Below are 21,999 nucleotides of genomic sequence, written 5' to 3'. Positions count from 1 at the left end.
GAGGTCGCTGGGCGGCCGTTGTGATTCAGCTCACCCCATGCATCGATAAGGTCGAGCTTAGGAAAAGAGGAAAACCGACGGCAAGCGATTGCCATGAGTTGCCAAAGATGCTGCAATGGCATGCATGACCGAAGAGTCCCCCTCCTCTGCCGAGCGAATGCCGACCATCCGCGACATCGCGGAGATCGCCGGCGTCGCCACCTCGACCGTGTCGCGCGCACTGTCCAATCCCCAGCGCGTCAACGCACGCACGCGGGAGAAGATCGAGCGGATCGCGTCGGAGCTGCACTACGTTCCGAGCAGCACGGCGCGCGGCCTCAGCTCGGGGCGCACGGGGGTCATCGCGGTTCTGGTCCCCGACATCACGAACCCGTTCTTCTTCGACATCATCCGCGGCACCCAGCACCAGCTGAAGGCCTCCGGCTACACCCAGCTGCTCGTCGACACCGAGGAGGCCACCGACGTCGAGCTCGACACGCTGCGGAAGCTGCGCCGCTCCACGGACGGGGCGATCCTTGCCGCGTCTCGCCTCACCGACCAGCAGCTCGCGGACACCGCGCTGCGGCAGCCGCTCGTCACCATCAACCGGGCGACGGCGGACGCCCCCACCGTGCTCATCGACACGCCGAGCGCCGTGGTCCAGGCCCTCGAGCACCTCGCCTCGTTCGGCCACAAGTCGGTCGTGTACGCGGCGGGACCCACGAGCTCGTGGTCCAATCACCGGCGTTGGAAGGCGATCGAGGAGTCCGCCGCGAAGCGCGGCATGACGGCCACGCGCATCGGCCCCTATGCCCCGACGGCGTTCTCCGGGGCGGCCGCGGCCGACGCCGCGCTCAGCACGGGGGCGACGGCGATGATCGCCTTCAACGACCTCCTCGCCATCGGCATGCTCCAGCGGTTCCACGAACGCGGCGTGCGCGTGCCCGACGATGTGAGCATCGTGGGCTGTGACGACATGTTCGGCTCGGACTTCTGCAACCCGCCGCTCACCACGATCGCCTCGCCGGTCGAGCAGGCCGGCCGCGTCGCGGTGTCGATGCTCATGGCCCAGCTCGACCCGATCCGTGGAGGCACGCCCCGCAAGCTCGCGGTCATGCCCACGCACCTCAAGATCCGCGCGTCGACCGGCCCCGCCCGCGCCTGACGCCCCCAAAACGTTGCGCCGTCACCTCCGCAGGGTCTCTACCCTGCGGAGGTGACGGCGCAACCGTGGGTCAACCGCGCTGGGGGAACTTGCCCTCTTCGGCGATCTTCTTGTTGAGGAGGGCGAGGAACTCGTCGTCGTCGAAGTCCATGGGGACTTCCTTGCCGGTCCAGCTCGAGAGGTGGATCGCGTTCGCGAGGCGTACGCCGAGGATCCCGTCGCTGCCGGGGGCAATGAGCGGGGTGCCGTCGAGGATGTTCGCCGCAAAGTTCTCCAGCACGGTGGCGTGCTGGCCGCCCCACGCGGTGTCGAACTCGAGCGTCTCGTGCGTGTAGTACTCGTTCGGGTCGAACTCGTCCCGGGTCATCTTCCAGATGTCCTCGGTCGGGATGCTCGCGTTGATCTCCTGCTCGGTCCGGCGGTAGCGGGTCACGACCGCGGTCTTCGCGTCGGTGACCACGATCTTGCCCTTGTCGCCCGTGATCTCGAAGCGGTCCGTGCCCACGAGCTCGTGGGTCGCGGTGGTGAACGTGCCGGTCGCGCCGTTGCCGTAGTCGACCACGGCGACGACCTCGTCCTCGACGTCGATGTTCCGCCGGAAGCCGTAGCCTGCCTTCGCGAAGACGCTCTGGGGGACACCGCAGATCCACTGCCACAGGTCGAGGTTGTGCGGGGCCTGGTTCACGAGGACGCCGCCGCCCTCGCCGCCCCACGTGGCGCGCCAGTCGCTCTGGTCGTAGTACGCCTGCGGCCGGTACCACGTGGTGACGATCCAGTTCGTGCGGCGGATCTCGCCGAGCTCGCCCGAGGCGATGATCTCCTTGAGCTTGCGGTACAGCGGGTTGGTGCGCTGGTTGAACATGATCGCGAACGTCAGCTCAGGCTTGGACGCCGCGAACTCGTTGAGCTCCTTGACCTGCTTCGTGTAGACGCCCGCGGGCTTCTCCACGAGCACGTGGAGGCCGCGCTCGAGCGCCTGGATGCCCATCTGCGGGTGAAGGTAGTGCGGCACGGTCGTGACGACGGCCTCAATGGCACCGGACTCGAGCATCGTGATGTAGTCGTCGAACACGGTCACGCCCGGGTGCCGCTCGGCGATGAGCTCGCGACGCGTGGGGTCCGTGTCCGTGATCGCCACGAGCTCCATGTTCGGAACGCGTCCGTCGGCGACGAGCCCCGCGTACTGGCTGCCCTGGTTGCCGAACCCGACGATGCCGAGGCGGACTTTCTTGCTCATGCTTGCTCCTGTTTCGCTGGGATTAGAAGAGGTCCTGGAATCCGAGGCCCACGAGGTTGTCGTGGGAGATCGTGAGGGCGTCGAAGACGGTGCGGCCGTACAGCCGGTCCTGCTCGACGAGCAGGTACTTCGCGCCCGTCTCGATGGCCGTGGGCACGATCGCGGCGAAGTCGAGGTTGCCCTCCCCGACCTCGGCGAACTGCACGACGTCGGCGAATTCGCGCATGAAGGCCTCGTGGTTGCCCTCCGCGTGCGCCTTCACGCCTTCCTCGGAGAGCGCGCCGATGCGGTAGTCCTTGAGGTGGACCATGGCCGTGCGGCCCGCGTACTTGTGGAGGGTACGGACCGGGTCGAGGCCGCCGCGCTGGACCCAGTGGACGTCGATCTCGAGCCCCATGCTCGGGGCCTCGTCAGCGAGGATGTCCATGATGTACCGGCCGCTCATCTTGGCGAACTCGACGTGGTGGTTGTGGTAGTACAGCGCGATGCCCTCGTCCGCGAGCGCCTGCGCGGCCTTCTCGGCGCGCTTCGCGTAGTCCCGCACGCTGTCCTCGCTCTGCAGCTCGAACATGGGCGCCATGCCGATCCGGAGCATTTCCGTGCCCAGGCGACGGCAGTCGGCGACGACGCGCTCGACGTCGACCGCGAGCGGGTACGGGGTGGCGCCCGTCTCGCCCTCGAGCTGCGCGGACAGCGCCGCGAACTCGATTCCGAGCTCGCCCCGGGCCCGCTCGAGCTCGGCCACGTTCGCCTGGTCCATGGGAATCTGCGAGACCTCGACGGCGCGGTAGCCGATCTCGGCAACCTTCCGGAGCGTCTCGAAGGGACCGATCTTTTCGAAGCTCTCCCGAAGCATCATCGCCTGGACGCCGATTTTGGCCATCGCTGTTCTCCTCTTCGTACCAGCGGCCGCGCGGTGACGGCCGTCACACCTCTTCCACCGTAGGCAGATCTGGCACACGATGGTAACCGTTTGCCAACACTTGCCACCGAGGCCCGGCGCGGCCGGGTTAGACCCACTCCCCCGGCGCATAGGAGCTCGCGTACACGACCTTGATGAGCCGCAGCGACGCCGTCGCCTCCTCGGCCCCGATCCAGAACGGGCGCTCGGATCCGAGCGACGCGTAGAAATCCTCGATGAGCAGCCGGTGCGAGGCGCCCCAATAGCTGCGCTCGCCCGCAAGGACGCCGGCTTCCTCGACGACGTCGACCCTCCCGTCGGCATGCCGCACGGTGAGCTCGCCCCGCAGGCTCAGCGTCGCCCGTTCCGTGACGACGTCGAGCGTCACAGGGGCGTTGACCCCGTTCGCGTTGGTCGCGTAGAAGACGGACCGGACGCTCCCGCCGTCGGGCGTCGCGTGCTCGAGGAGGAGGTCGGCGGTGTCCTCGACCTCGATCACGCCCGCGAGCGCGCGCGTCGACGCCGCCCCGCCAACCAGGACGGCGGGCCCCACAAGCCACTGCAGCAGGTCGAGCGTATGGATGGCCTGGTTCATGAGCAGCCCACCGCCGCTCCCGGCCCACGTTCCGCGCCAAGGCCGCGCCGCGTAGTACTCGGGCGTGCGGTGCCACATGACCGTCGCGTTGGCCCCGAGGATTCGCCCGAGCTTCCCGGAATCGAGCAGCTCGCGGAGCGCCCGGACCGGCGCGTTGTACCGGTTCTGGAAGCACACCCCGAGCTGGGTCCCGCGCTCGGCGAACGCGGTTCGCGCCGCGACTCCGAGCGCCTCGGCGTCCGCCAGAGTGTGCGCCACTGGCTTCTCCGTGAGCACATTCACGCCGCGTTCGAGTGCCTGCTGCGCGAGGGGCGCGTGGGCGTTGTGCGGCGTGCAGAGATGCACGGCATCGATGCCTCCCGCGTCGAGCAGCTCGCCGAGGCTCGCGTACCCCGGCACGCCGTGGGCGGCCGAGGCGGTGGCGCGACGGTCGGCGTGAGGATCGACGACGGCGGCGAGTTCCACGCCGTCGATCGCGCCGAGCGCCGCGAAATGCTGGGCGGAGATGTCGCCGCAGCCGACGACGGCGGCCCTCCTCACCGGGGATGGGGGCTGAGGGGACTCGGGTGACGCGTCGACGGGCACCCCTCCAAACTAGTGACCCCCACCACGGCCGGGCAACCGGTTGCCATCGTTGCCGTACCCGTGCCGCCCGCCCAGGAAACGGATCAGCGGTGCGTCTCGCCGCTCTCGGTGTCGAGCAGCCCGAGCTCGTCGCGGCGCGGGAGGCCCTCCCAGTCGCCGTGGCTCCCGACGGCGAACGCGCCGAGCGCGGTCCCGCGCCTGAGCCGCGCGGGGACGTCGAGCCGTTCGAGCCGCGCGGACAGGTAGCCGGCGGTGAACGCGTCGCCCGCGCCGACGGTGTCCCGCACGGACACTTCGAACGCAGGGGCCTCGACCCGGCCACCCGCCGTGTAGGCGGCGGCCCCGCGCGCGCCAAGCTTGACCACGACGTCCTCGGCGCCGGCCGCAAGGAGCTCCGCCGCCGCGCTGTCCACGGAGTCGACGGCCCCGCAGGGTGCGACGAGGCCGAGTTCGTCCTCCGAGCCAATCACCACAGCCGCGCCCTCAGCGAGCCACGGGAGCACGGTTTCGGCGTCGGTCGCGGACCACAGCTTGCTGCGGAAGTTCACGTCGAGGGAGAACGGCGTGCCCCGGTCACGGCAGATCTGCGCGGCGTGGAGGGTCGCGGCCCGCGCACCCTCCGAGAGCGCGGGCGTGATCCCGGTGAGGTGCAGCCAGGCGACGTCGCGATCGAGGATGCGATCGACATCGTGCATCCCCAGCGCCGTGCCCGCGGCGCCCGCGCGGTGATAGAAGACCCGTGAGACGTCCGGCGTGCGCGCCTCGAGGAACATCACCGCGGTCGGGAGCGAGGTGCGCCGCACGCCAGCCGTGTCGACGTTCTCCGCGGCGAGGGAGCGGAGCACGAAGGTGCCGAGCTCGTCGTCGCCAATCACGCCCGCCCACGCCGAGGCGTGCCCGAGCCGCGCGAGGCCGACCGCGACGTTGAGCTCGGCGCCCGCGGCGTGCATGGTGAGCGGCCCGCCGAGCGCGAGCGGCGCGCCCGAGCGGAGCGAGACGAGGGCCTCGCCCAGCGAGAGGACGACGCCGGTCATCGCCGGGCCTCGCTGCTCGCCTGGGTGTTCACCGGGGTGCCCTGGGACGCCGCGGCGACGAACGCGCGCGCCCGCTCGGCGAGCGCGTCGAGGTCGCCTCCGCGCGCGGCGTCCCCGACGAGGGGGCCGCCGACGCCGAGGCCCACGGCCCCCGCTGCGAGATATTCGGGCAGCTCGGCGAGCCCGACGCCGCCCACCGCGAGCAGCGGAATATCCGGGAACGGGTCGCGGACCGCCTTGAAGTAGCCGGGCCCGACGGCGGAGGCCGGGAAGACCTTGACCGCGGCGGCTCCCGCGCGCCACGCCTCGCGCACCTCGGTCGGCGTGAAGGCGCCGGCCAGGACGGGCAGGCCACGGCCGGCCGCGTAGGCGACGGACTCCGTCACGGCCGGGGTGACCACGAAGTCCGTCCCAGCGGCGGCGACGGCATCGACGTCGTCCTCGGTCAGGACGGTCCCCGCGCCGAGGTAGGCGCCCTCGGGGAGGCTGGGCGCGATCTCCGCGATGGCGTGGAGCGTGCCCGGGGTGGTGAGCGCGATCTCGACGAGGCGCACGCCCGCGTCGAACAGCACGTGCGCCGCGGCGACGGCGCTTTCGGACGAATCGCCGCGGATGATCGCGACGAGCCGGGTTTCGCTCAGGATCTGCAGGAGGGTTGCCGAGTCCAGCTGGGCCATAGTCACTTTCCTATCACCGACGTCCGCGTTGTCATACCCGTCACCGTCATACCCGTGACCGTCATACCCGTCACCACTCCGCGAACGAACCGTCGGGGTGGCGCCACACGGGTCCGCGCCACGCGTGGCCCCGCGCGTCGGCGGCGCGCACGGCCGCCTCGTCGACCTCGATGCCGAGGCCCGGCGCGGTCAGCCGCTCGATGCAGCCGTCCACGAAGCGCAGGGGGGTCTTGTCCACGACGTAGTCGAGCACCTCGGCTCCCTGGTTGTAGTGGATGCCGATGCTCTGCTCCTGGATGAGGTAGTTGGGCGTCGCGAAGCCCACCTGGAGGCAGGCCGCGAGCGAGATCGGCCCGAGCGGGCAGTGCGGGGCGAGCTGGACGTCGAACGTCTCGGCGAGGGCCGCGATCTTGCGCACCTCGGTGATGCCGCCCGCGTGGCTCAGGTCCGGCTGGGCCACGGCGATCCCCGCCTGGAGCGCGGGCAGGAACTCCTGGCGCGAGTACAGCCGCTCGCCCGTCGCGATGGGGATCGGCGTCGATTCGGCGATCCGGCCGATCAGGTGCGAGTTCTCCGGGACCACGGGCTCCTCGAGGAAGAACGGGTGCAGGTCCGCGAGCAGGGAGGCCGCGCGGCGCGCCGTGGCGAGCGTGAAGCGCCCGTGGAAGTCGACGGCGACGTCGCGGTCCGGGCCGAGGACCTCGCGCGCTGCCGCGACGCGGCGCACCACGCCGTCGAGCTCCGCGACGCTCCCGTTGGGCGACATCTTCCCCGATGCGTTCATCTTTACGGCCGTGAGGCCCACCTCGAGCTGGGCGGCGATCGCGTCCGCGACCTCGTTCGGCTCGTCGCCACCCACCCACCCATACACACGGATCCGGTCGCGGACCGGCCCGCCGAGGAGCTGGTGGACGGGCGCGCCGAAGTGCTTGCCCGCGATGTCCCACTGCGCCTGGTCGAGGCCCGCGACTGCGCTCGCCAGAATTGGCCCGCCGCGGTAGAACGAGCCCTTCGTGAGCACCTGCCAGTGGTCCTCGATGCGCAGCGGGTCTTGCCCGAGCAGGAGCTCGGAGAGCTGGCCGACGGCGGCGCGGACGGTCTCGGAGCGGCCCTCGCACGTCGCCTCGCCCCAGCCGACGATCCCGGAATCGGTCTCGAGCCGCACGAACAGCCAGCGGGGCGGGACGAGGAAGGTCTCGATGCGGGTGATTTTCACGGATTCAGCCCTTCGTGGCGACAGGATTTGTAGTACTTAATCTCGAAGCCTAGCTGCTTAAGTCGTATCTAACCAGTAGGATGAGGTCATGACGAACGCCCGCGAGGCACCCCCCGCCGCCTCCCGCCGGCACGCCGAGGTGCTCGACGCCCTCGGGGCGGCGATCTGCTCGGGCGAGCTCGCACCGCAGTCCGCCCTGCTCTCCGACGAGCTCGAGGCGCGCTTCGACGTCTCGCGGACCCTCGTGCGCGAGGTGCTGCGGGTGCTCTCCTCGCTCGGGCTCATCGCGTCGCGCCGCCGCACCGGGACGGTCGTGCTGCCCGAGTCGGAATGGGACGCGTTCAGCCCCCAGGTGATCCGCTGGAAGCTCGCCTCGCCGCACCGCGTCGCGCAGCTGCAGGAGCTCACGGAGCTGCGCCGCGCCGTCGAGCCACTCGCCGCCCAGCTCGCCGCGGAGCGCGCGGGAAACGAGGCGCGCGCCGAGATCGTGGGGCTCTCCGCCGCGATGTGGGCGGCCGGGACCACCGAACGCACGGAGGAGTTCGTGGAGTTGGACATCGCGTTCCACCACGCGATTCTCGCGGCGAGCGGCAACGGCATGTTCGGCAAGCTCAACCGGGTCACGGAGGAGGTCCTCGCGGGGCGAGTGCACCATGGGCTCATGCCGCCCCATCTCGACCGCGCGGCGCTCCAAGGGCACCTCGAGGTCGCAACCGCGATCCAGCGCGGGGACGGACAGGGCGCGCGCGCAGCGATGGAACGGCTGGTGGTTCGCTCCGTCGACGAAATGTCCCATCTGTGGGCCGACCCCGCGCCGGCCACCCCCGCGCAACCCCGGGGAAACATGCCTGAAGTACGCTAGCCCCATGCGCGAACTTCAGGCGAAGATCATCGATGAGATGGGCGTCAAGCCGCAGATCGACCCGGCCGAGGAGGTAGAGGCGAGGGTCGCTTTCCTCAAGGACTACCTCCGCGCCACGGGGGCCAAGGGCTTTATTCTCGGGATCAGTGGCGGGCTCGACTCTTCGCTCGCGGGCCGCCTCGCGCAGCTCGCCGTCGAATCCCTCGCCGAGGAGGGCATCGACGCGGACTTCATCGCGGCGCGCCTCCCGCACGGCATCCAGCACGACGAGGACGACGCGCGGGCCGCCCTCGCATTCGTGCGCGCGAAGTCCGAATGGACGTTCAACGTCAAGCCCGCCGTGGACGGCTACGAGGCCGAGTACGCGCGCACCTCCCCGGCCGAGCTCAGCGACTTCGTCCGCGGCAACACGAAGGCCCGCTCGCGCATGGTCGCGCAGTACATGATCGCGGGCGAGCGCAACCTGCTCGTGATCGGAACCGACCACGGCGCCGAGTCCGTCACGGGCTTCTTCACGAAGTTCGGCGACGGCGGCGCAGACATCCTGCCGCTGTTCGGCCTCAACAAGCGCCAGAACCGCGAGGTGCTCCGCTACCTCGGCGCCCCCGAGCGGATCTGGCAGAAGGTCCCCACGGCCGACCTCCTCGATCTGCAGCCTGGCCGCACCGACGAGCACGAGCTCGGGATCACGTATGACGAGATCGACGACTACCTCGAGGGCCGCGACGTCCCGGACGAGGTCGCGGAGTCGATCGAGCGCCGCTTCCTCGTCACGCGGCACAAGCGCGCGACGCCGGTCACGCGCTTCGACACGTGGTGGCACGAGGGCGCGACAGCCTGGTCGAAGTAACTCCCAGCATCCTCGAACAGCGAGTGGGCACCCCACGGTGCCGACTCGCTGTTGGATTGATAGCGTGGTCAGCGTGAAGATCGCCACCTGGAACGTGAACTCCCTCCGCGCCCGCGCCGACCGCGTGGAGAGCTGGCTGCTGCGCAGCGACGTCGACGTCCTGGCGATGCAGGAGACCAAGTGCCGGGACGACAATTTCCCGTGGGAGCTCTTCGAGCGCAACGGCTACGAGGTGGCCCATTTTGGCCTGAGCCAGTGGAACGGCGTGGCGATCGCCTCCCGAGTGGGCCTCGGCGACGTCGAACGCACTTTCCCCGATCAGCCCACGTTCGGCAAGGGCGGCGTCGAGGCTGAGCAGGAAGCGCGCGCGATCGGCGCTACGTGCGGCGGCGTCCGCGTGTGGAGCCTCTACGTTCCGAACGGCCGCGCACTCGACGACGAGCACATGCCGTACAAGCTCGAATGGCTCGCGACGCTCAACAAGCACGCGTCGGAGTGGCTCGCGCAGGACCCCCACGCGCAGATCGCGCTCGTGGGCGACTGGAACATCGCCCCGCTCGACGAGGACGTGTGGGACATCGAGTATTTCCTTGCAGAGAGGCTCACCCACGTGAGCGAGCCCGAGCGCGAGGCGTTCCGGGCCTTCGAGCAGTCGGGCTACGCCGACGTCGCCCGGCCGTTCACCCCCGGGCCCGGCGTGTACACGTATTGGGACTACAAGCAGCTCCGCTTCCCCAAGAAGGAGGGCATGCGGATCGACTTCGTGCTCGCCTCCCCGACGCTCGCGGGCCGCGTGGTCGGCGCCCACATTGACCGCGAGGAGCGCAAGGGCAAGGGCGCGTCAGACCACGCGCCAGTGGTGGTGGAGCTTGCGAACGGCGCCTGAGCTCGGCGCCGCGGACGACGGCGGGTGGCTGAGTTGAGCGACGCGCACGGCTTCGCGGCACGGCCGTTGTCATCGCATCTGCGCGTCTACGAGCCGCTCGACGCCTTCAGCTCGCACGAACGCGAGCGGCTCAAGGCCGGGCTGCAGTCCAAGGGCGGGCGCGAAGCGCTCGACACTGCTGAATCGGACGCCGCGCTCGACCGCATCATCAACACGACCGGCGATCCGTTCCCCGGAGACAGGGCCGAATTCACGCGGGCCCTGACCGTCAACGGGACCACGCTGTACTGCCCGAGCCAACTCGTGCTCCGCTCGGGGCTCGCGGCCGAGTCCGTGATCAGCACGGCTCCGCGGATGCTCGCCGAGCTCATGCTCCCGGAGGAGGCACGGGAGCGGCATCAGCGGCGCGTCGACAAGATCGCCGCGGAGACGGCGTCCCCCCGGATCAACACGCGCGAATCACTGTGGGGCATCCCGTTCAGCTGGTTCGTGCTGTTCCAGGAGTCCGATCCGACCGAGATCGTCGAGGCCGGCGACCATCTGCGGACGGTCCGGATCGTGGCCCCGTGGTCGAAGGCCATCAGCCGGGCGCGGTTCGCCGTGGCCAACCTCGCCCTTGCCGCGCCAGACATGAGCATGCTCGACGAGCTCACGGCGCTGACCGAGTGGCTTGAGGAATTCAACCCGGAATCGGCTGTCGAGCTCGACTACGGCCGGGTCGCGGACCGCGTCTACCCCGACGAATCGTGCCTCGACGTCAAGCTCGGGATCGAATGCCTCGCGGAGGGGGACATGACCGGGGCCGCCGCCGCCTACCGTCGGCTCGCGTCCCGCTGGATCCCGATCCGCCAACTGGCCCGAGCCTCCTAACCCATCCTCCTCCGTCTCGGGTACAGAAACCCACGCCCACCGCCGTTTCGGGTACAGATGATCTGTACCCGAAACGGTCAGGAGTGGGAGTTGGTGTACCCGAAACTCAGCGGTAGGCGAGGCTGCCCAGGGGCGGGGCCGTCGACTCTCGGAGCACGAGCCGCTGCTCGGCGTTCTCAGCGTGCACGGCCCCTGTTTCGCCCGCGAGTTCGGCGAGGAGCATCTGGGTCCCCCGCCGGGCCTGCGCGGTCGGGTCCTGCCACACGGTGGTGAGCCCAGCGGCGGCGCCCATCTCGTGCCCGTCGATCCCCACGACCGACAGCTCGGCGGGAATCCGCACCCCCTGTCGCCGCGCCTCGAAGATCACGCCGAGCGCCATCTCATCCGAGGCGCACACGATCGCCGTGGGCCGCGGCTCCGGAAGCTCGATGAACCGGCGCATGGCCTCGACGCCGCTCTCCACGGTGAAGTTGCCGAAGAGGGCGGTGTCCGGATCGAACTCGAGGCCCGCGCGATGCACCGCGTCGTGGAAGCCCTCGACCCGGATCCGCGGCACGCTGAAGTTGAGGTCGGAATCGTCCTGGCCGTGCAGGAGCGCGATGTGCCGGTGGCCGAGGCCGATGAGGTGCTCCGTGATGGTCCGGGCCGCCAAATAGTCGTCGATGCCCACGTTCGAGCAGCCCGGAACGGGGCCTCCCACCACGACGAGCGGCATGTCGATCGTATGGAGATCGTCGATCTCCTCCTGATGCAGATACATGCAGAGGAGCAGGAGCGCGTCAATCTGCTTCTGCACCATGGCCTTGCTGAAGAGCCGCTCGCGCGGCTGGGTCCGGCCGCCCAAGTTGAAGAGCGAGAGGTTGTAGCCGCGCCCGTGCAGCTCGCGGTCCACGCCGTCGATCGCCTTGCCGAAGAACCATCGGTCCACGTACGGCGCGAGGACGCCGATGGTGCGCGTCTTGCCGGACGCGAGGCGCGACGCGGCCGACGACGGCACGTACCCGAGTTCCTTCGCCGTCGCCAGGATCTTGGCTCGCGTGCGCGGCGAAACCCGAGGGAGACCGCGGATGGCCCTCGAGACCGTCGCCGTCGACACCCCCGCCGCTGCGGCTACGTCCTCGATCCCGACCATTTTTCCTCCGTTGTCCCGGCCCCAGCACCGGCGAGGCAAGCGCCCGTCTCAGCGTTCGGCGTCGTCTGTATGCCCCCGAAGCACCTTACGCCTCAGGACCCACAGCCCTCCCATTGCGGCGACAATCGCCGCGAGGCCGAGCGCCCACCCCAGGGCAGGCTGGCCGGTCACCTCGAGCCACACGGTGATCCCGAAAAGGACCAGTCCCCAGAAGGCGAGGATGCCGAAGAAGAGTTCGAACTGCTCGACCACGGCCTTCCGCGGGCCGGAGGAGAGGCGGTAGGCCTCTCCCCCGACCGCGAAAGGATTCCACGGCCGGCGTCCGTGCGGTTCGGTCATTTCACCGCGCCAGCGGTGAGACCGGCGACGATCTTGCGCTGGAAGACCAGCACCAAGATCACGAGCGGGACGGTGACGATCGTTCCCGCTGCCATGACGGCGGTGTACGGCTCCTGATGCGGCTGCGCACCGGCGAAGTAGGCGATCGCAACCGTCACCGGACGGGTCGCGTCCGAGGACAGCTGGCTCGCGATGAGGAACTCGTTCCATGCCCCGATGAACGCAAGGATCGCGGTGGTGAACGTCGCGGGCGCGGCGAGGGGCAAGATGATCTTGCGGAACGCCTGGCCCTGCGTGCACCCGTCGATGCGCGCCGATTCCTCGAGCTCCCACGGCATCTCACGGAAGAACGAGGTCAGCGTGTAGACCGTCAGCGGAAGCGTGAACGAGATGTCCGGGACGATCATCGCCTGATACGTGCCCATCCACCCGATGTTGGTGAACAGCTGGAACAGCGGGGTCACGAGCGCGACGCCCGGGAACATCGATGCCCCGAGGATGAAGCCCATGACGGCGAACTTGAACCGGAAGTTCAGCCGGGCCAGAGCGTAGGCGGCGAAGACGCCGACCACGAGCGCGACGACGGTGGTCACGCCCGCCACGATGAGGCTGTTGAGCAGGTTCCGGCCGAAGTGGTTGCCGAGGCTCTCGTCGAACACCGTCCCGAAGTTGTCCCACGTGATGTGCGTGGGCCAGAAGCTCGCATCGAAGGTGAACGCCGTGTCGCGGAAAGCGGTCACGATCATCCAGTACGCCGGGAGGAGGCACCAGATGAGGATGACGAGAGCCGAGATGTAGGTGCGGACTTGGCCCCAGTCGAAGCGCTTGCGGCGAGCAGGCGCGGTTGCAGTACGCGGGAGCGTAGCGGTGGCGGCCATGTCACTTCCTTCCCGAGGACGTGGCCGCGCCGACGGCGTTGGCGCCGAGGAAGCGGACGAAGATGAACGCGACCAGGAAGATCACGATGAAGGTGACGGTCGAGAGTGCGGCCGCACTGTTGAACCCTTCACGGATCTGGTCCACCACGAGGATCGAGAGCGTCGTCGTGTTGTTGGCGCCCTGCGTCATGATGTACGGCAGGTCGAACATGCGCAGCGCGTCGAGCACGCGGAACAGGACCGCGACCATGAGGGCCGGCTTCACGAGGGGCAGCGTGATCTGGGTGAAGCGCTGCCAGGCGGTCGCGCCGTCGACCTTCGCTGCCTCGTAGACCTCATCCGGGATGAGCTGGAGCCCAGCGAGGATGAGGAGCGCCATGAACGGCGTGGTCTTCCAGGTATCGGAGATGATGATCGCCCACTTGGCAGGCCATTCCGAACCGGTCCACAGGATCTGGGTACCGAAGACCTTGTTGGCGATGCCGTCGAACGCGAAGATGAAGAACCACAGCTTGGCCGTCACGGCCGTGGGGATGGCCCACGGGACGAGGACGGCGGCACGGACCGCGCTCCGCCCGCGGAACGACCGCGCCATGATGATCGCCATCCAGAATCCGAGGACGGTCTCGAGGGCAACGGTCACCACGGTGAAGAAGAAGGTGGTGCCGAAGGCGCTCCAGAACTGGGAGCCGATGGTTCCCGGCGGGCAGGCTTGCCCGTTGCACTGCTGGAACAGCCAGTGCGCGTAGTTGTCGAGTCCCGCGGCGCCGCCCTGCTCGAAGAATCCAGTCGCCGGGTTGAGGCCTGCGTCCTTCTGGAAGGACATGATGATCGCGTTCACCACCGGGTAGATGATGACGACGGCCAACAGGACGAGCGTCGGCAGCAGGAGGGCGGAGGCCCAGCGGCCTTGGGTGACTTGCTTCCGGTCCGCGCTCTCGCGACCCGGCATATGGTGGGTCTCAGCTCTCGCCTTGGCCCGGGTACGCTCCGGGAGTTTCGTAGACATCGAGTCTCTCCTCTTCAGGGGGCCGCTGGCCCGGGAGTCCGTTCCGACCCCCGGGCCACCGGCTCACGACCTGGCTACTTGGCGGCTTCTATCGCAGACTGCATATCGGCCACCGCTTGATCGACCGTCTTGTCCCCCTTGAGGGCGGCATACGCGTTATCCTCGACTGCCTTCGTCACGGCCGGGTAGAACGGCGTGACCGGACGCGGCACGGCGTTCTGGATCGACGTCAGCAGCGTGGGCAGGTACGGGAGCTTCTGCACGAGGGTCTGGTCCGCGTAGAGGCTCGAGAGGACGGGAGCGAGGGAGCCCTGCGTCGCGTAGAACGTCTCGCTCTCCTGGCTGGTCATGAACTTCATGAAGTCAAGGGCCGTGGCCTTGTTCTTCGAGTAGACGCTCATCGCCACGTTGTGGCCACCGAGCGACGAGGCACCCGGGCCGGACTTGCCGGGAAGCGGTGCGATGCCGAACTTGCCGGCCACCTTGGACGAACCGTCAGTCTTGCTCGCGATGCTGTAGACGTAAGGCCAGTTGCGCAGGAACAGGAGCTTGCCGTCCTGGAAGGCAGTGCGGCTGTCCTCTTCCTTGTACGTGATGGCCTCGGCGGGGATGTTGCCGTTCTTGAACGCGTCGACGAGCTTGCCGAGGCCCGTCTTGGCGTCAGCCGAGTTGACCGTGGCCTTGCCGGAATCGTCAACGATCTTGCCGCCGAACGAGTCGATGGCCTCAGAAGCGTTGACCGTGAGGCCCTCGTACTTCTGGAACTGGCCCGCGTAGCAGCCCATGTTGTTCTGCTTCGCGACCGAGCACATGCTCATCATCTCGTCCCACGTCTTGGGCGGGTTGGGCACGAGATCCTTGCGGTAGTACAGGAGGCCGCCGTCGGAGGTCTGCGGCGCCGCGTAGAGGGTGCCGCCGTACGTGGCGGTCTTGACCGTCGCGGGAAGCATGGCCGAGGTGTCGAAGGCCGTCTTGTCCTTGAGCGGCTGCAGCCAGCCCTTCGCCGCGAACTCGGCGGTCCAGACGACGTCGACGTCGACGACGTCGTAGTTCGCGTCCTTCGCCTGGAAGTGCTGCACGAGATCGTCGTGCTGCTGGTCGGCGGCGTCTGACTGTTCCTTGAACGTGACCTTCTCGTTCGGGTGCGCGGCGTTCCACTTGTCCACGAGCGGGCGGACGACGTTCGAGTTGTCCTTGCCCTGAACGTAAGTGATGGGGCCACGTCCGTCGAGGTTCGCGGAGGCGTCTCCACCGCCACCGCCGCTGCTTCCCCCGGAACTGCTGCCGCCGCTACAGGCTGAGAGTGCCAGGGCCAGTACGCTCACCGTGGCTAGCGGTGCGGCGTACCTGGAGAACGTCTTTCTCATGCTCGACTCCCTTGTCTGTCAGGGGCAGCCCTGCGCCGCCCCCGGGGTTGTGACGCAGTTCACCCTATGGCCGTGACGGGGAGTGTGCAAGCGCTTACGCACGTCGTTTTCATTCCGTGATCAAAGACCCTAGACACGGGACAGGGCACCGCACTTCTGCGGTGCCCTGCGAAAGACGACGGCGCGCGCCCGGCTCGAGCGCGGGAGATTCAGTGCACGCGTTCGGCGCGGCTGAATCGGGCCCTCGTGCCCGAGGCGATGTGCAGGAGCACGGGGCACGAAGCGCCGAGGAGGAGGTCCATCCCGACCGTCAGGCGCTCGATCTCGCGGGCGATCGCGGCCGGGTCGGCCCCCTGGCGCGCAACGACCCGAACCCGCAGGGCGACCCGGTGCTCGAACTCGACGGCGGCGACGGACAGCCCGAGGATGTCCCTCCGCCGCGACAGCGCGGCGCGAAGCGCCTGATCCACCGTCGCCGCGGAGATCGCCACCCGGCCCGCCGCCTCGCCGGTCTCCTCCGAACCGTGGTCCGAGGCCGACCACGCGATCAGGTCGCGCCGCCCGGTGCCCTGTTGGGCCATCCACCAGATCATGACGAGGATGACCACGACGAGGAGAGCCATGGCGAGGAGCCACAGCCAGCTGACGCTCGTGCCGGGGATCCACGTGTTGGCGAAGTCGCGGCCCACCTGAAGGGACGCGGCCGGCGCCCACGAGGCCCACCACGAGCCGACCGAAGGAACCGCGGAGAGGAGCACCACGAGGACTCCCACCGCAAACACGAGCACCCCGAACACCACGACGAGGACGCGGTTGAGGGTGCGCGGCGTTCCGTTCATGCGCCGACCACCCCCGTCCCGGCCACGCGGACCCGGATCACCGGGTACGGCTCCGGGCGGAGCCGCCTGAGCTCGTCCTCGACCGCCGCGAGCACCGCCTCGGCACTCACGGGCACGCCCGACGTGGGGCGCACGTTGACCAGGGCCTCCCCCTGCGAGACGAACACCGTGACCTGCTCCGGCCGGACGGTCGCGGCAGCGCGCGCTCGGCGCGCGAGGGCCGAGGCGAGCACCTCGTCGTCGACCACGACGGCGATGCGCTGGCCCGGCAGCGCCCGGCGACCCGGACGCCCCGGACGGAGCCCGAGCAGGACGAAGACGAGGCCCGCGAGCGCGATCACGACGCCCAGCAGGCCGAGCACCCCTGGATTGGCGCTCTTCGGCAGGCCCGCGATGAAGCGCGCGGCCGTCTCCGGGTCCGTAATCCAGGCCGGTTGGCCGATGGCCTGGAGCGTCGACTCGAGCAGCGCATACAAGCACAGGAGCGTCACGATCACGGCGACGACGGCCGACGCGAAGACGCGCCCCGAGCTCGTCTCGCGGCGCACTGCGGCGCCGAGACCGTGCGGCGGCACCGGGCGCTGGGCCGTGGGCGGCTGCTGGGGCGTTCCCTCGGGCTGCGTGACGGATGCCTCCGTGCTCATTGGACGCGCACCCTTCTGGCGGCGGCCGATCGCACCCCCGCGATCCGGACGTCGACCCGGCTCAGCTTCGCGCCGCTGAGCCCCGAGACGCGACGCAGGATCGCGCCCTTCGCTCCCGAGGCGCGATCCCACACGCTTCCGCCCGCGCCCGCAACGTCGGCCGCGCTCTCAATGGCACCCAAGTCCGGCACCGCGATGGGCGAGACGACGCGCAGTGCCAGCAGGCCGGCGTCGTCCGTCCAGGTGGCCCGCACCTCGGACGGCCGCACGCCGAAAAGCTCCGCCGCGGCGGCCTGCGCGAGGCTCGTGAGGGCCTGCGTGCTCACGCGGTTGTGCCCGGCGAGCCCAGGAGCTGAGGAGGCGGCTTCGGTCACTGCGACGAGCGCCTTCCCATGAGCGCGTCCCACACGCGGCGGAGGTCCACCTTGCCCTCCACGAGCCGGCCGAGGATCGCGCCGATCGCCATGAAGATGATCGAGCCGATAAAGCCCCACGCGCCGAACTGGAAGGACATGAACGCGACGAAGGCACCGATGGCGATGCCGACTACGGTCAGATTCACAGCACCTCGTTCCCGGACGAGGCAGGCGGCTGCGGGGGTGCAACCGGGGCCTCGGCCTGACGTGACTCGCCCTGCCTGGGCTCGCCGATGTAGACGTCCGCGATCTCGACGTTGACTTCGATGACGGTCAGACCCGCGTACTGCTCGACGGCGCGGTAGACGGCGGCGCGGACATCGTCCGCGAGCTTCTGGAGCGGGACGCCGTACTTCGCGACGAGCGTGACGTCGACGGCGGCCTGCGTGGCGCCGGCCTCCGCGCGGACGCCGCTCGCATGGTCCGCGCCCACCGCGTCGCGGATCGCGCCCAGCGCGCGCGACGGCGTGGTCCCCAGCGAATGCACGCCCGGCACCGACCGGGCTGCGGCGGCGGCAACCTTCGCGACGGCCTGCTCGTGGATGACCGTTCGGCCGCCTGCCTCCGGGGGATCCGTCGCGTAGACGGGTGCCCCCGGGCGCACCTCGGGATACTGCTCCATTCGGTTCCCCTCGCCGTGTGGCCGGACTTTGTTCCCACCTTAGCGATTCAGGGGCGCTGCCGCGCTATGGGGGTCGGGAGTAGCGTGTGGTCGCCTCTTGTCGGCTTACGTCCTCGGGGCGGATCCTCGTGAGGTCGGCCGCGCGACGCCGGTCGGACTATGGTGCGTGCGAGCCTGTACCTTAGCCTGGCGCGGAAGGACTTCCACGGGAACCGTGGATTGTTGCCCCGAGCAGGAGTGTTAGATTCCTTACCTTCATCCCTGTCCTTCCCGCGGCCGACCTGATGAGGGAGGAGCAGGCGATGGACGTGGTGCACGAGCGTGCGGCGGGGATGGACATCTCCAAACGCGACGCGAAGGTCGCCGTCCGGGTCCCGGGCAAGCGCGCAGGCACGTTCACGACGGACGTGACGACGTGGGGCTCCACCGTGGGGCAGATCCTGGAGCTGATCGAGTTCCTCGAGGCCCAGCAGGTCACCACGGTGGTGATGGAGGCGACAAGCGACTACTGGAAGCCGTTCTGCTTCCTGATGGAGGACCGCCTTCCGGTGATGCTGGTCAACGCGAAGCAGGCCAGGAACATCCCGGGGCGAAAAACCGACGTGTCGGACTCGGCGTGGCTGGCTCAGCTGGCCGCGCACGGGCTGCTGCGGCCCTCGTTCGTCCCGCCCGAGCCCATCCGGCAGCTGCGCGACCTCACCCGCGCCAGGGCGGTGGCGGTGCGGGACCGGACCCGGCAGGTCCAGCGGCTGGAGAAGTTCCTCGAGTCCTCCGGGATCAAGCTCTCCGCGGTCGCCTCCGAGCTGACCGGGGCCTCGTCCCGGGCGATCCTGGTCGAGGACGCGATCGCCCCCTTTCGCCTCGCCCGCCAGGCGCTGACGACGATCCCCGGCATCTCGACCGCCGTCGCGGAGGTGATCATCGCCGAGACCGGAGCGGACATGGCCGTGTTCGAAACCCCGGGGCATCTGGCGTCCTGGGCCGGGGTGTGCCCCGGCTCGAACGAGTCGGCCGGGCGGGTCAAGTCGTCGCACACCCGCCCCGGGGACAAGTACCTCAAAGCCGCGCTCGGAGTCGCCGCGATGTCGGTCTCGCGCGCCCAGGGGACCTACCTCGCCGCCAAGTACCGACGCATCGCCGCCCGGCGTGGCCCCGTCTTGGCCGTCGTAGCAATCGAGCACGCCATCCTGACCGCGGCCTGGCACATGCTTCGAAACGGCGAGGTCTACACCGACCCCGGCGCCGACTACTACACCCGGCTCAACCCACAGAAAGCCACCAACAGGGCCATCCGCCAGCTCCAGAACCTCGGCCACAACGTCACCATCACTCCAGCGGCCGCCTGAACCCGCCACCTACTCCCGTATTAGTACGGCTGGGTTCGGGGCACCTCAGTGCGCTCCCTTCGGCGCCGCGGCGGCATGGCCCTACGGCCCATTCCGGCAGCACAGCGGCCGGCGTACCTTCGGGGTATGGAGTTCATTCGTGTTGCCTACTACCCGAAGGGGCAGCTCGGACCCATCGTCCATCCCATCGCGGCGAGCGACCTCGAGTCCGCCATCGCCGCGACCGAGGGGACGATCGCCGAACTCACGCGCGAGCACTCTCTCCTGCGGCTCGAGCTCCTGGAGCCCAAGCATCACAGGATCGTCGCCGAGTGGGACGGGGCGGCCTGGACCCGCCGCCCCTGACTGCCATGTCAGGGCCGGGGTGCCCGGCGGCGAGGGCCTCTCAGAGGTCAGGGTAGTGCCGGCGGGGCTTCGGGCCCCCGGGGGCCGGTGCGGGCGGCAGCGTTGCGGCGGATGTGGCTGCGTGCGTGTTCAATGGCGTCGGGCAGGGTGTCGAAGAGGTGCCTGTGGTGGCGGAGCTCGGCGATGACCCCGACCCGTGTAACGAGGGCGAGGTGCTCGTCCTGGACACCTTTGAGGAGGACAGTGATCCCGCGGCGCTCGAGCTCGCGGATGATCTCGACCAGGGCCTGGGCCCCGGTGGCGTCGAGGTAGCGCAGCTGGGACAGGCGCAGGATCACGACCTCGGCATCGGCGACTGCCGCGAGCTCGGCCAGGACACGGTCGGCGGCGCCGAAGAACATCAGCCCGTCGAGGCGGAAGACCGCGATGCGCCCATCGCCCTCCTGCGCCGGCCCCGCGATCGGCTCCCGGCGCACCGTGCCCAGGCCCGCAAGCTTGCGCAGCGTCAGGAACGCCGCGCACGCGATGCCGATCTCGATCGCGACGATGAGGTCGAAGGAGACGGTGATGACGGCGGTCAGGACGAATGCGGCGGCATCGGCCCGGGTCGAGCCCAGGACCGTCTTCACGGTGCGCGGCGAAACCATCCTGGCCGCGGTGGCCATCAGGACCCCGGCCAGGGCGGCGAGCGGGATCATCCCGACTAGCGGGGCCGCGAGGTACACAATGGCGATCAGGACCAGGGCGTGGACGATCGCGGCGGCGCGCGTCCTGCCGCCGGAGCGGACGTTCACCGCGGTACGGGCGATCGCCCCAGTGGCAGGCATCCCGCCGAACAGCCCCGCGGCCACCGACGCTATGCCCTGGCCGACCAGCTCCCGGTCGGCGTTGAACGGGCCGGTCGTGCGCCCGTCCGGGCCGACGAGCCCGGAAGCCACGCGGGCCGAGAGCAGGGACTCGATGGCGGCGAGCACGGCGATCGCGATCACTGACCCGGCCAGCGAGGGCAGCTGGGCCAGATCCATGGTGGGGATGCCCGGCAGGGGCAGGGCCGGCGGGAGGTGCCCGATCAGGGGGGTGTCCACGTGCAGCAGCGCCACCGCCGGAGTGGCTGCGGCGATCGCGATCAAGGACGCCGGCAGGGAGCGGTGCAGCCTGGGCAGGGCCAGCATCAGCGCCGCGACGGATGCCGCGATGGCCAAGCTCACGCCCGCCTGCGGCCAGGCGGCACCGAGAGCCGACCGGACGGCGGCAACCAGCGCGTTCTCGCCCGCGGGGACCGGGGACGCCAGGGCGGAAGGGACCTGCTGGAGGAAGATGATCGCGCCGATCCCCAGCGTGAATCCCTCGATCACCGGCCAGGGGATCCAGGACACTGCACGGCCGACCCTAGACGCGCCCAGGACGAACAGTACGATGCCGGCCAGGATCGTCAGCAGCGCGACCGCCCCGACTCCGGAGCGTGCCACGATCGGGGCGAGTACGACCACCATGGCCCCCGTGGGGCCCGAGACCTGCACGTTCGACCCGCCGAAGACCGCCGCGGCGACACCCGCGACGATCGCGGTGATGAGCCCGGCCTGCGCCCCAACCCCCGAGCTGACCCCGAACGCAAGCGCCAGCGGCAGCGCCACGATGCCCACTGTGACCCCGGCGACCAGATCGCCCTTCCAGGTCCGCCCCAGCTCGGCGTAGTCGCTGGGCCGAGGGAGGTCCTCCGCACGCGGCAGCGGCCGACGGAGTGCCGCACGGATCGCCGCCCAGCCCCCGGCCTGTGCCCCGCTCACCGCCGCGGCCCGCCCGGGACGGTGCCGAGGGCGGGAAGGCCTTCGGCGGCTTCCAGCACCTCCCTGGCCCCTGCGAGGGACTCGAGCAGGAACACCCTGGCGGCAGCGAGCATCTGGGCCACGGCCGGGCTGGCCAGCGAATACGTGACCGTGCTCGCGCTGCGCACGCTGGTCACCACCCCGCACCGGCGCAGCGTGGCCAGGTGCTGGGAGAGGTGCGAGGCCTCGAGGCCCGTGCCCTCCAGCAGCACGCTCACCGCGCAGGACCCATCGGGCGAGGCCGCCAGGATCTCCAGGACCCGGATCCTCACCGGATGCGCCAGGGCCTTGAACAGGTTCGCCTTGATCTCATACAGCGGCGCCTCGCGCTCCCCGAACACTCCACCCCTCCAAGGCCACATAATGACGGCTTGATGAA

General features: G+C 69.7%; 25 protein-coding genes. 7 read left to right on the top strand and 18 right to left on the bottom strand.

The window, feature by feature from the left end:
* Positions 1-124: 124 nt before the first annotated feature.
* Positions 125-1,144 (top strand): LacI family DNA-binding transcriptional regulator, encoded by a 1,020-nt coding sequence (locus ACOKR1_RS02620; RefSeq protein WP_422935222.1) that lies wholly within the window; start codon positions 125-127, stop codon positions 1,142-1,144.
* 70 nt (positions 1,145-1,214) lie between these two features.
* Here the strand turns inward: ACOKR1_RS02620 and ACOKR1_RS02615 are convergent, their stop codons facing one another.
* The 6 genes from ACOKR1_RS02615 to dgoD form a co-directional block, all read right to left on the bottom strand.
* Entirely contained in the window at positions 1,215-2,381 is a 1,167-nt protein-coding gene (locus ACOKR1_RS02615) for a Gfo/Idh/MocA family protein (RefSeq protein WP_422935221.1), read from the bottom strand.
* 22 nt (positions 2,382-2,403) lie between these two features.
* Positions 2,404-3,264: a sugar phosphate isomerase/epimerase family protein gene (locus ACOKR1_RS02610; protein WP_422935220.1), complete on the bottom strand. Its 861-nt coding sequence runs from the start codon at positions 3,262-3,264 to the stop codon at positions 2,404-2,406.
* A gap of 127 nt (positions 3,265-3,391) precedes the next feature.
* Positions 3,392-4,462 carry a Gfo/Idh/MocA family protein gene (locus tag ACOKR1_RS02605; protein ID WP_422935219.1) on the bottom strand — a complete coding sequence of 357 codons (1,071 nt, stop codon included), beginning with the start codon at positions 4,460-4,462 and terminating at the stop codon, positions 3,392-3,394.
* 83 nt (positions 4,463-4,545) lie between these two features.
* Positions 4,546-5,496: a sugar kinase gene (locus tag ACOKR1_RS02600; protein WP_422935218.1), complete on the bottom strand. Its 951-nt coding sequence runs from the start codon at positions 5,494-5,496 to the stop codon at positions 4,546-4,548.
* Entirely contained in the window at positions 5,493-6,173 is a 681-nt protein-coding gene (locus tag ACOKR1_RS02595; protein WP_422935217.1) for a bifunctional 4-hydroxy-2-oxoglutarate aldolase/2-dehydro-3-deoxy-phosphogluconate aldolase, read from the bottom strand. Before ACOKR1_RS02595 ends, ACOKR1_RS02600 begins: the two co-directional genes overlap by 4 nt.
* Positions 6,174-6,243: 70 nt before the next feature.
* Positions 6,244-7,389, bottom strand: coding sequence for a galactonate dehydratase (dgoD, locus tag ACOKR1_RS02590; protein WP_422935216.1), 1,146 nt, complete (start codon positions 7,387-7,389; stop codon positions 6,244-6,246).
* 88 nt (positions 7,390-7,477) lie between these two features.
* Here dgoD and ACOKR1_RS02585 point away from each other — a divergent pair, with 88 nt between their 5' ends.
* From ACOKR1_RS02585 to ACOKR1_RS02570, 4 genes are all read left to right on the top strand, one after another.
* Positions 7,478-8,251, top strand: coding sequence for a FadR/GntR family transcriptional regulator (locus tag ACOKR1_RS02585; protein ID WP_422935215.1), 774 nt, complete (start codon positions 7,478-7,480; stop codon positions 8,249-8,251).
* Between the two features lie 4 nt (positions 8,252-8,255).
* Complete coding sequence (gene nadE, locus ACOKR1_RS02580) at positions 8,256-9,101, top strand: ammonia-dependent NAD(+) synthetase (RefSeq protein ID WP_422935214.1); 846 nt, start codon at positions 8,256-8,258, stop codon at positions 9,099-9,101.
* A 73-nt stretch (positions 9,102-9,174) separates the two neighbouring features.
* A complete protein-coding gene (locus ACOKR1_RS02575) occupies positions 9,175-9,987 on the top strand; it encodes an exodeoxyribonuclease III (RefSeq protein WP_422935213.1) in 813 nt (270 codons plus the stop codon).
* 24 nt (positions 9,988-10,011) lie between these two features.
* Positions 10,012-10,857 carry a hypothetical protein gene (locus ACOKR1_RS02570; protein WP_422935212.1) on the top strand — a complete coding sequence of 282 codons (846 nt, stop codon included), beginning with the start codon at positions 10,012-10,014 and terminating at the stop codon, positions 10,855-10,857.
* A 106-nt stretch (positions 10,858-10,963) separates the two neighbouring features.
* On the opposite strand, the gene ACOKR1_RS02565 is transcribed toward ACOKR1_RS02570, so the two are convergent.
* From ACOKR1_RS02565 to ACOKR1_RS02520, 10 genes are all read right to left on the bottom strand, one after another.
* Positions 10,964-11,989: a LacI family DNA-binding transcriptional regulator gene (locus ACOKR1_RS02565; RefSeq protein ID WP_415853552.1), complete on the bottom strand. Its 1,026-nt coding sequence runs from the start codon at positions 11,987-11,989 to the stop codon at positions 10,964-10,966.
* A gap of 48 nt (positions 11,990-12,037) precedes the next feature.
* Positions 12,038-12,328 (bottom strand): hypothetical protein, encoded by a 291-nt coding sequence (locus ACOKR1_RS02560; protein WP_422935211.1) that lies wholly within the window; start codon positions 12,326-12,328, stop codon positions 12,038-12,040.
* Positions 12,325-13,206 (bottom strand): carbohydrate ABC transporter permease, encoded by an 882-nt coding sequence (locus ACOKR1_RS02555; protein ID WP_422935210.1) that lies wholly within the window; start codon positions 13,204-13,206, stop codon positions 12,325-12,327. The genes ACOKR1_RS02560 and ACOKR1_RS02555 overlap by 4 nt, the downstream gene beginning before the upstream one ends.
* Before the next feature lies 1 nt (position 13,207).
* Positions 13,208-14,215: a carbohydrate ABC transporter permease gene (locus tag ACOKR1_RS02550; protein ID WP_422935209.1), complete on the bottom strand. Its 1,008-nt coding sequence runs from the start codon at positions 14,213-14,215 to the stop codon at positions 13,208-13,210.
* A gap of 74 nt (positions 14,216-14,289) precedes the next feature.
* Positions 14,290-15,582, bottom strand: a complete 1,293-nt coding sequence (locus ACOKR1_RS02545; protein ID WP_422935208.1) for an ABC transporter substrate-binding protein — start codon at positions 15,580-15,582, stop codon at positions 14,290-14,292.
* Between the two features lie 209 nt (positions 15,583-15,791).
* Positions 15,792-16,421, bottom strand: a complete 630-nt coding sequence (locus ACOKR1_RS02540) for a hypothetical protein (protein WP_422935207.1) — start codon at positions 16,419-16,421, stop codon at positions 15,792-15,794.
* Positions 16,418-17,065 (bottom strand): hypothetical protein, encoded by a 648-nt coding sequence (locus tag ACOKR1_RS02535; RefSeq protein ID WP_422935206.1) that lies wholly within the window; start codon positions 17,063-17,065, stop codon positions 16,418-16,420. The genes ACOKR1_RS02540 and ACOKR1_RS02535 overlap by 4 nt, the downstream gene beginning before the upstream one ends.
* Positions 17,062-17,439: a hypothetical protein gene (locus tag ACOKR1_RS02530; protein ID WP_422935205.1), complete on the bottom strand. Its 378-nt coding sequence runs from the start codon at positions 17,437-17,439 to the stop codon at positions 17,062-17,064. Before ACOKR1_RS02530 ends, ACOKR1_RS02535 begins: the two co-directional genes overlap by 4 nt.
* Positions 17,436-17,627, bottom strand: a complete 192-nt coding sequence (locus tag ACOKR1_RS02525; protein WP_415853560.1) for a hypothetical protein — start codon at positions 17,625-17,627, stop codon at positions 17,436-17,438. Before ACOKR1_RS02525 ends, ACOKR1_RS02530 begins: the two co-directional genes overlap by 4 nt.
* Positions 17,624-18,103: an Asp23/Gls24 family envelope stress response protein gene (locus tag ACOKR1_RS02520; RefSeq protein WP_422935204.1), complete on the bottom strand. Its 480-nt coding sequence runs from the start codon at positions 18,101-18,103 to the stop codon at positions 17,624-17,626. Before ACOKR1_RS02520 ends, ACOKR1_RS02525 begins: the two co-directional genes overlap by 4 nt.
* Before the next feature lie 302 nt (positions 18,104-18,405).
* Here ACOKR1_RS02520 and ACOKR1_RS02515 point away from each other — a divergent pair, with 302 nt between their 5' ends.
* The gene (locus tag ACOKR1_RS02515) at positions 18,406-19,449 is read left to right on the top strand and encodes an IS110 family transposase (RefSeq protein ID WP_422935203.1); all 1,044 of its coding nucleotides are present in this window, start codon (positions 18,406-18,408) and stop codon (positions 19,447-19,449) included.
* Between the two features lie 126 nt (positions 19,450-19,575).
* Complete coding sequence (locus tag ACOKR1_RS02510; RefSeq protein WP_422935202.1) at positions 19,576-19,794, top strand: hypothetical protein; 219 nt, start codon at positions 19,576-19,578, stop codon at positions 19,792-19,794.
* 47 nt (positions 19,795-19,841) lie between these two features.
* Here the strand turns inward: ACOKR1_RS02510 and ACOKR1_RS02505 are convergent, their stop codons facing one another.
* Together ACOKR1_RS02505 and ACOKR1_RS02500 are read right to left on the bottom strand one after the other, a co-directional pair.
* Positions 19,842-21,524 (bottom strand): SulP family inorganic anion transporter, encoded by a 1,683-nt coding sequence (locus ACOKR1_RS02505; protein ID WP_422936720.1) that lies wholly within the window; start codon positions 21,522-21,524, stop codon positions 19,842-19,844.
* A gap of 53 nt (positions 21,525-21,577) precedes the next feature.
* Positions 21,578-21,982 carry an ArsR/SmtB family transcription factor gene (locus tag ACOKR1_RS02500; RefSeq protein WP_422935201.1) on the bottom strand — a complete coding sequence of 135 codons (405 nt, stop codon included), beginning with the start codon at positions 21,980-21,982 and terminating at the stop codon, positions 21,578-21,580.
* Between the last annotated feature and the right edge of the window lie 17 nt (positions 21,983-21,999).

This window comes from Sinomonas sp. P47F7, assembly GCF_049332655.1.
In the GTDB taxonomy this organism is placed as follows: Bacteria; Actinomycetota; Actinomycetes; order Actinomycetales; family Micrococcaceae; genus Sinomonas.
This window is presented reverse-complemented; position numbering and strand designations above follow the sequence as displayed.

Coding starts and splice junctions, on each gene's coding strand:
- ACOKR1_RS02555 (WP_422935210.1), bottom strand. CDS start 13,206: ATGGCCGCCACCGCTACGCTCCCGCGTACTGCAACCGCGCCTGCTCGC.
- ACOKR1_RS02545 (WP_422935208.1), bottom strand. CDS start 15,582: ATGAGAAAGACGTTCTCCAGGTACGCCGCACCGCTAGCCACGGTGAGC.
- ACOKR1_RS02585 (WP_422935215.1), top strand. CDS start 7,478: ATGACGAACGCCCGCGAGGCACCCCCCGCCGCCTCCCGCCGGCACGCC.
- ACOKR1_RS02500 (WP_422935201.1), bottom strand. CDS start 21,982: ATGTGGCCTTGGAGGGGTGGAGTGTTCGGGGAGCGCGAGGCGCCGCTG.
- ACOKR1_RS02510 (WP_422935202.1), top strand. CDS start 19,576: ATGGAGTTCATTCGTGTTGCCTACTACCCGAAGGGGCAGCTCGGACCC.
- ACOKR1_RS02615 (WP_422935221.1), bottom strand. CDS start 2,381: ATGAGCAAGAAAGTCCGCCTCGGCATCGTCGGGTTCGGCAACCAGGGC.
- ACOKR1_RS02620 (WP_422935222.1), top strand. CDS start 125: ATGACCGAAGAGTCCCCCTCCTCTGCCGAGCGAATGCCGACCATCCGC.
- nadE (WP_422935214.1), top strand. CDS start 8,256: ATGCGCGAACTTCAGGCGAAGATCATCGATGAGATGGGCGTCAAGCCG.
- ACOKR1_RS02540 (WP_422935207.1), bottom strand. CDS start 16,421: ATGAACGGAACGCCGCGCACCCTCAACCGCGTCCTCGTCGTGGTGTTC.
- ACOKR1_RS02515 (WP_422935203.1), top strand. CDS start 18,406: ATGGACGTGGTGCACGAGCGTGCGGCGGGGATGGACATCTCCAAACGC.
- ACOKR1_RS02595 (WP_422935217.1), bottom strand. CDS start 6,173: ATGGCCCAGCTGGACTCGGCAACCCTCCTGCAGATCCTGAGCGAAACC.
- ACOKR1_RS02520 (WP_422935204.1), bottom strand. CDS start 18,103: ATGGAGCAGTATCCCGAGGTGCGCCCGGGGGCACCCGTCTACGCGACG.
- ACOKR1_RS02565 (WP_415853552.1), bottom strand. CDS start 11,989: ATGGTCGGGATCGAGGACGTAGCCGCAGCGGCGGGGGTGTCGACGGCG.
- ACOKR1_RS02550 (WP_422935209.1), bottom strand. CDS start 14,215: ATGTCTACGAAACTCCCGGAGCGTACCCGGGCCAAGGCGAGAGCTGAG.
- ACOKR1_RS02610 (WP_422935220.1), bottom strand. CDS start 3,264: ATGGCCAAAATCGGCGTCCAGGCGATGATGCTTCGGGAGAGCTTCGAA.
- ACOKR1_RS02535 (WP_422935206.1), bottom strand. CDS start 17,065: ATGAGCACGGAGGCATCCGTCACGCAGCCCGAGGGAACGCCCCAGCAG.
- ACOKR1_RS02600 (WP_422935218.1), bottom strand. CDS start 5,496: ATGACCGGCGTCGTCCTCTCGCTGGGCGAGGCCCTCGTCTCGCTCCGC.
- ACOKR1_RS02560 (WP_422935211.1), bottom strand. CDS start 12,328: ATGACCGAACCGCACGGACGCCGGCCGTGGAATCCTTTCGCGGTCGGG.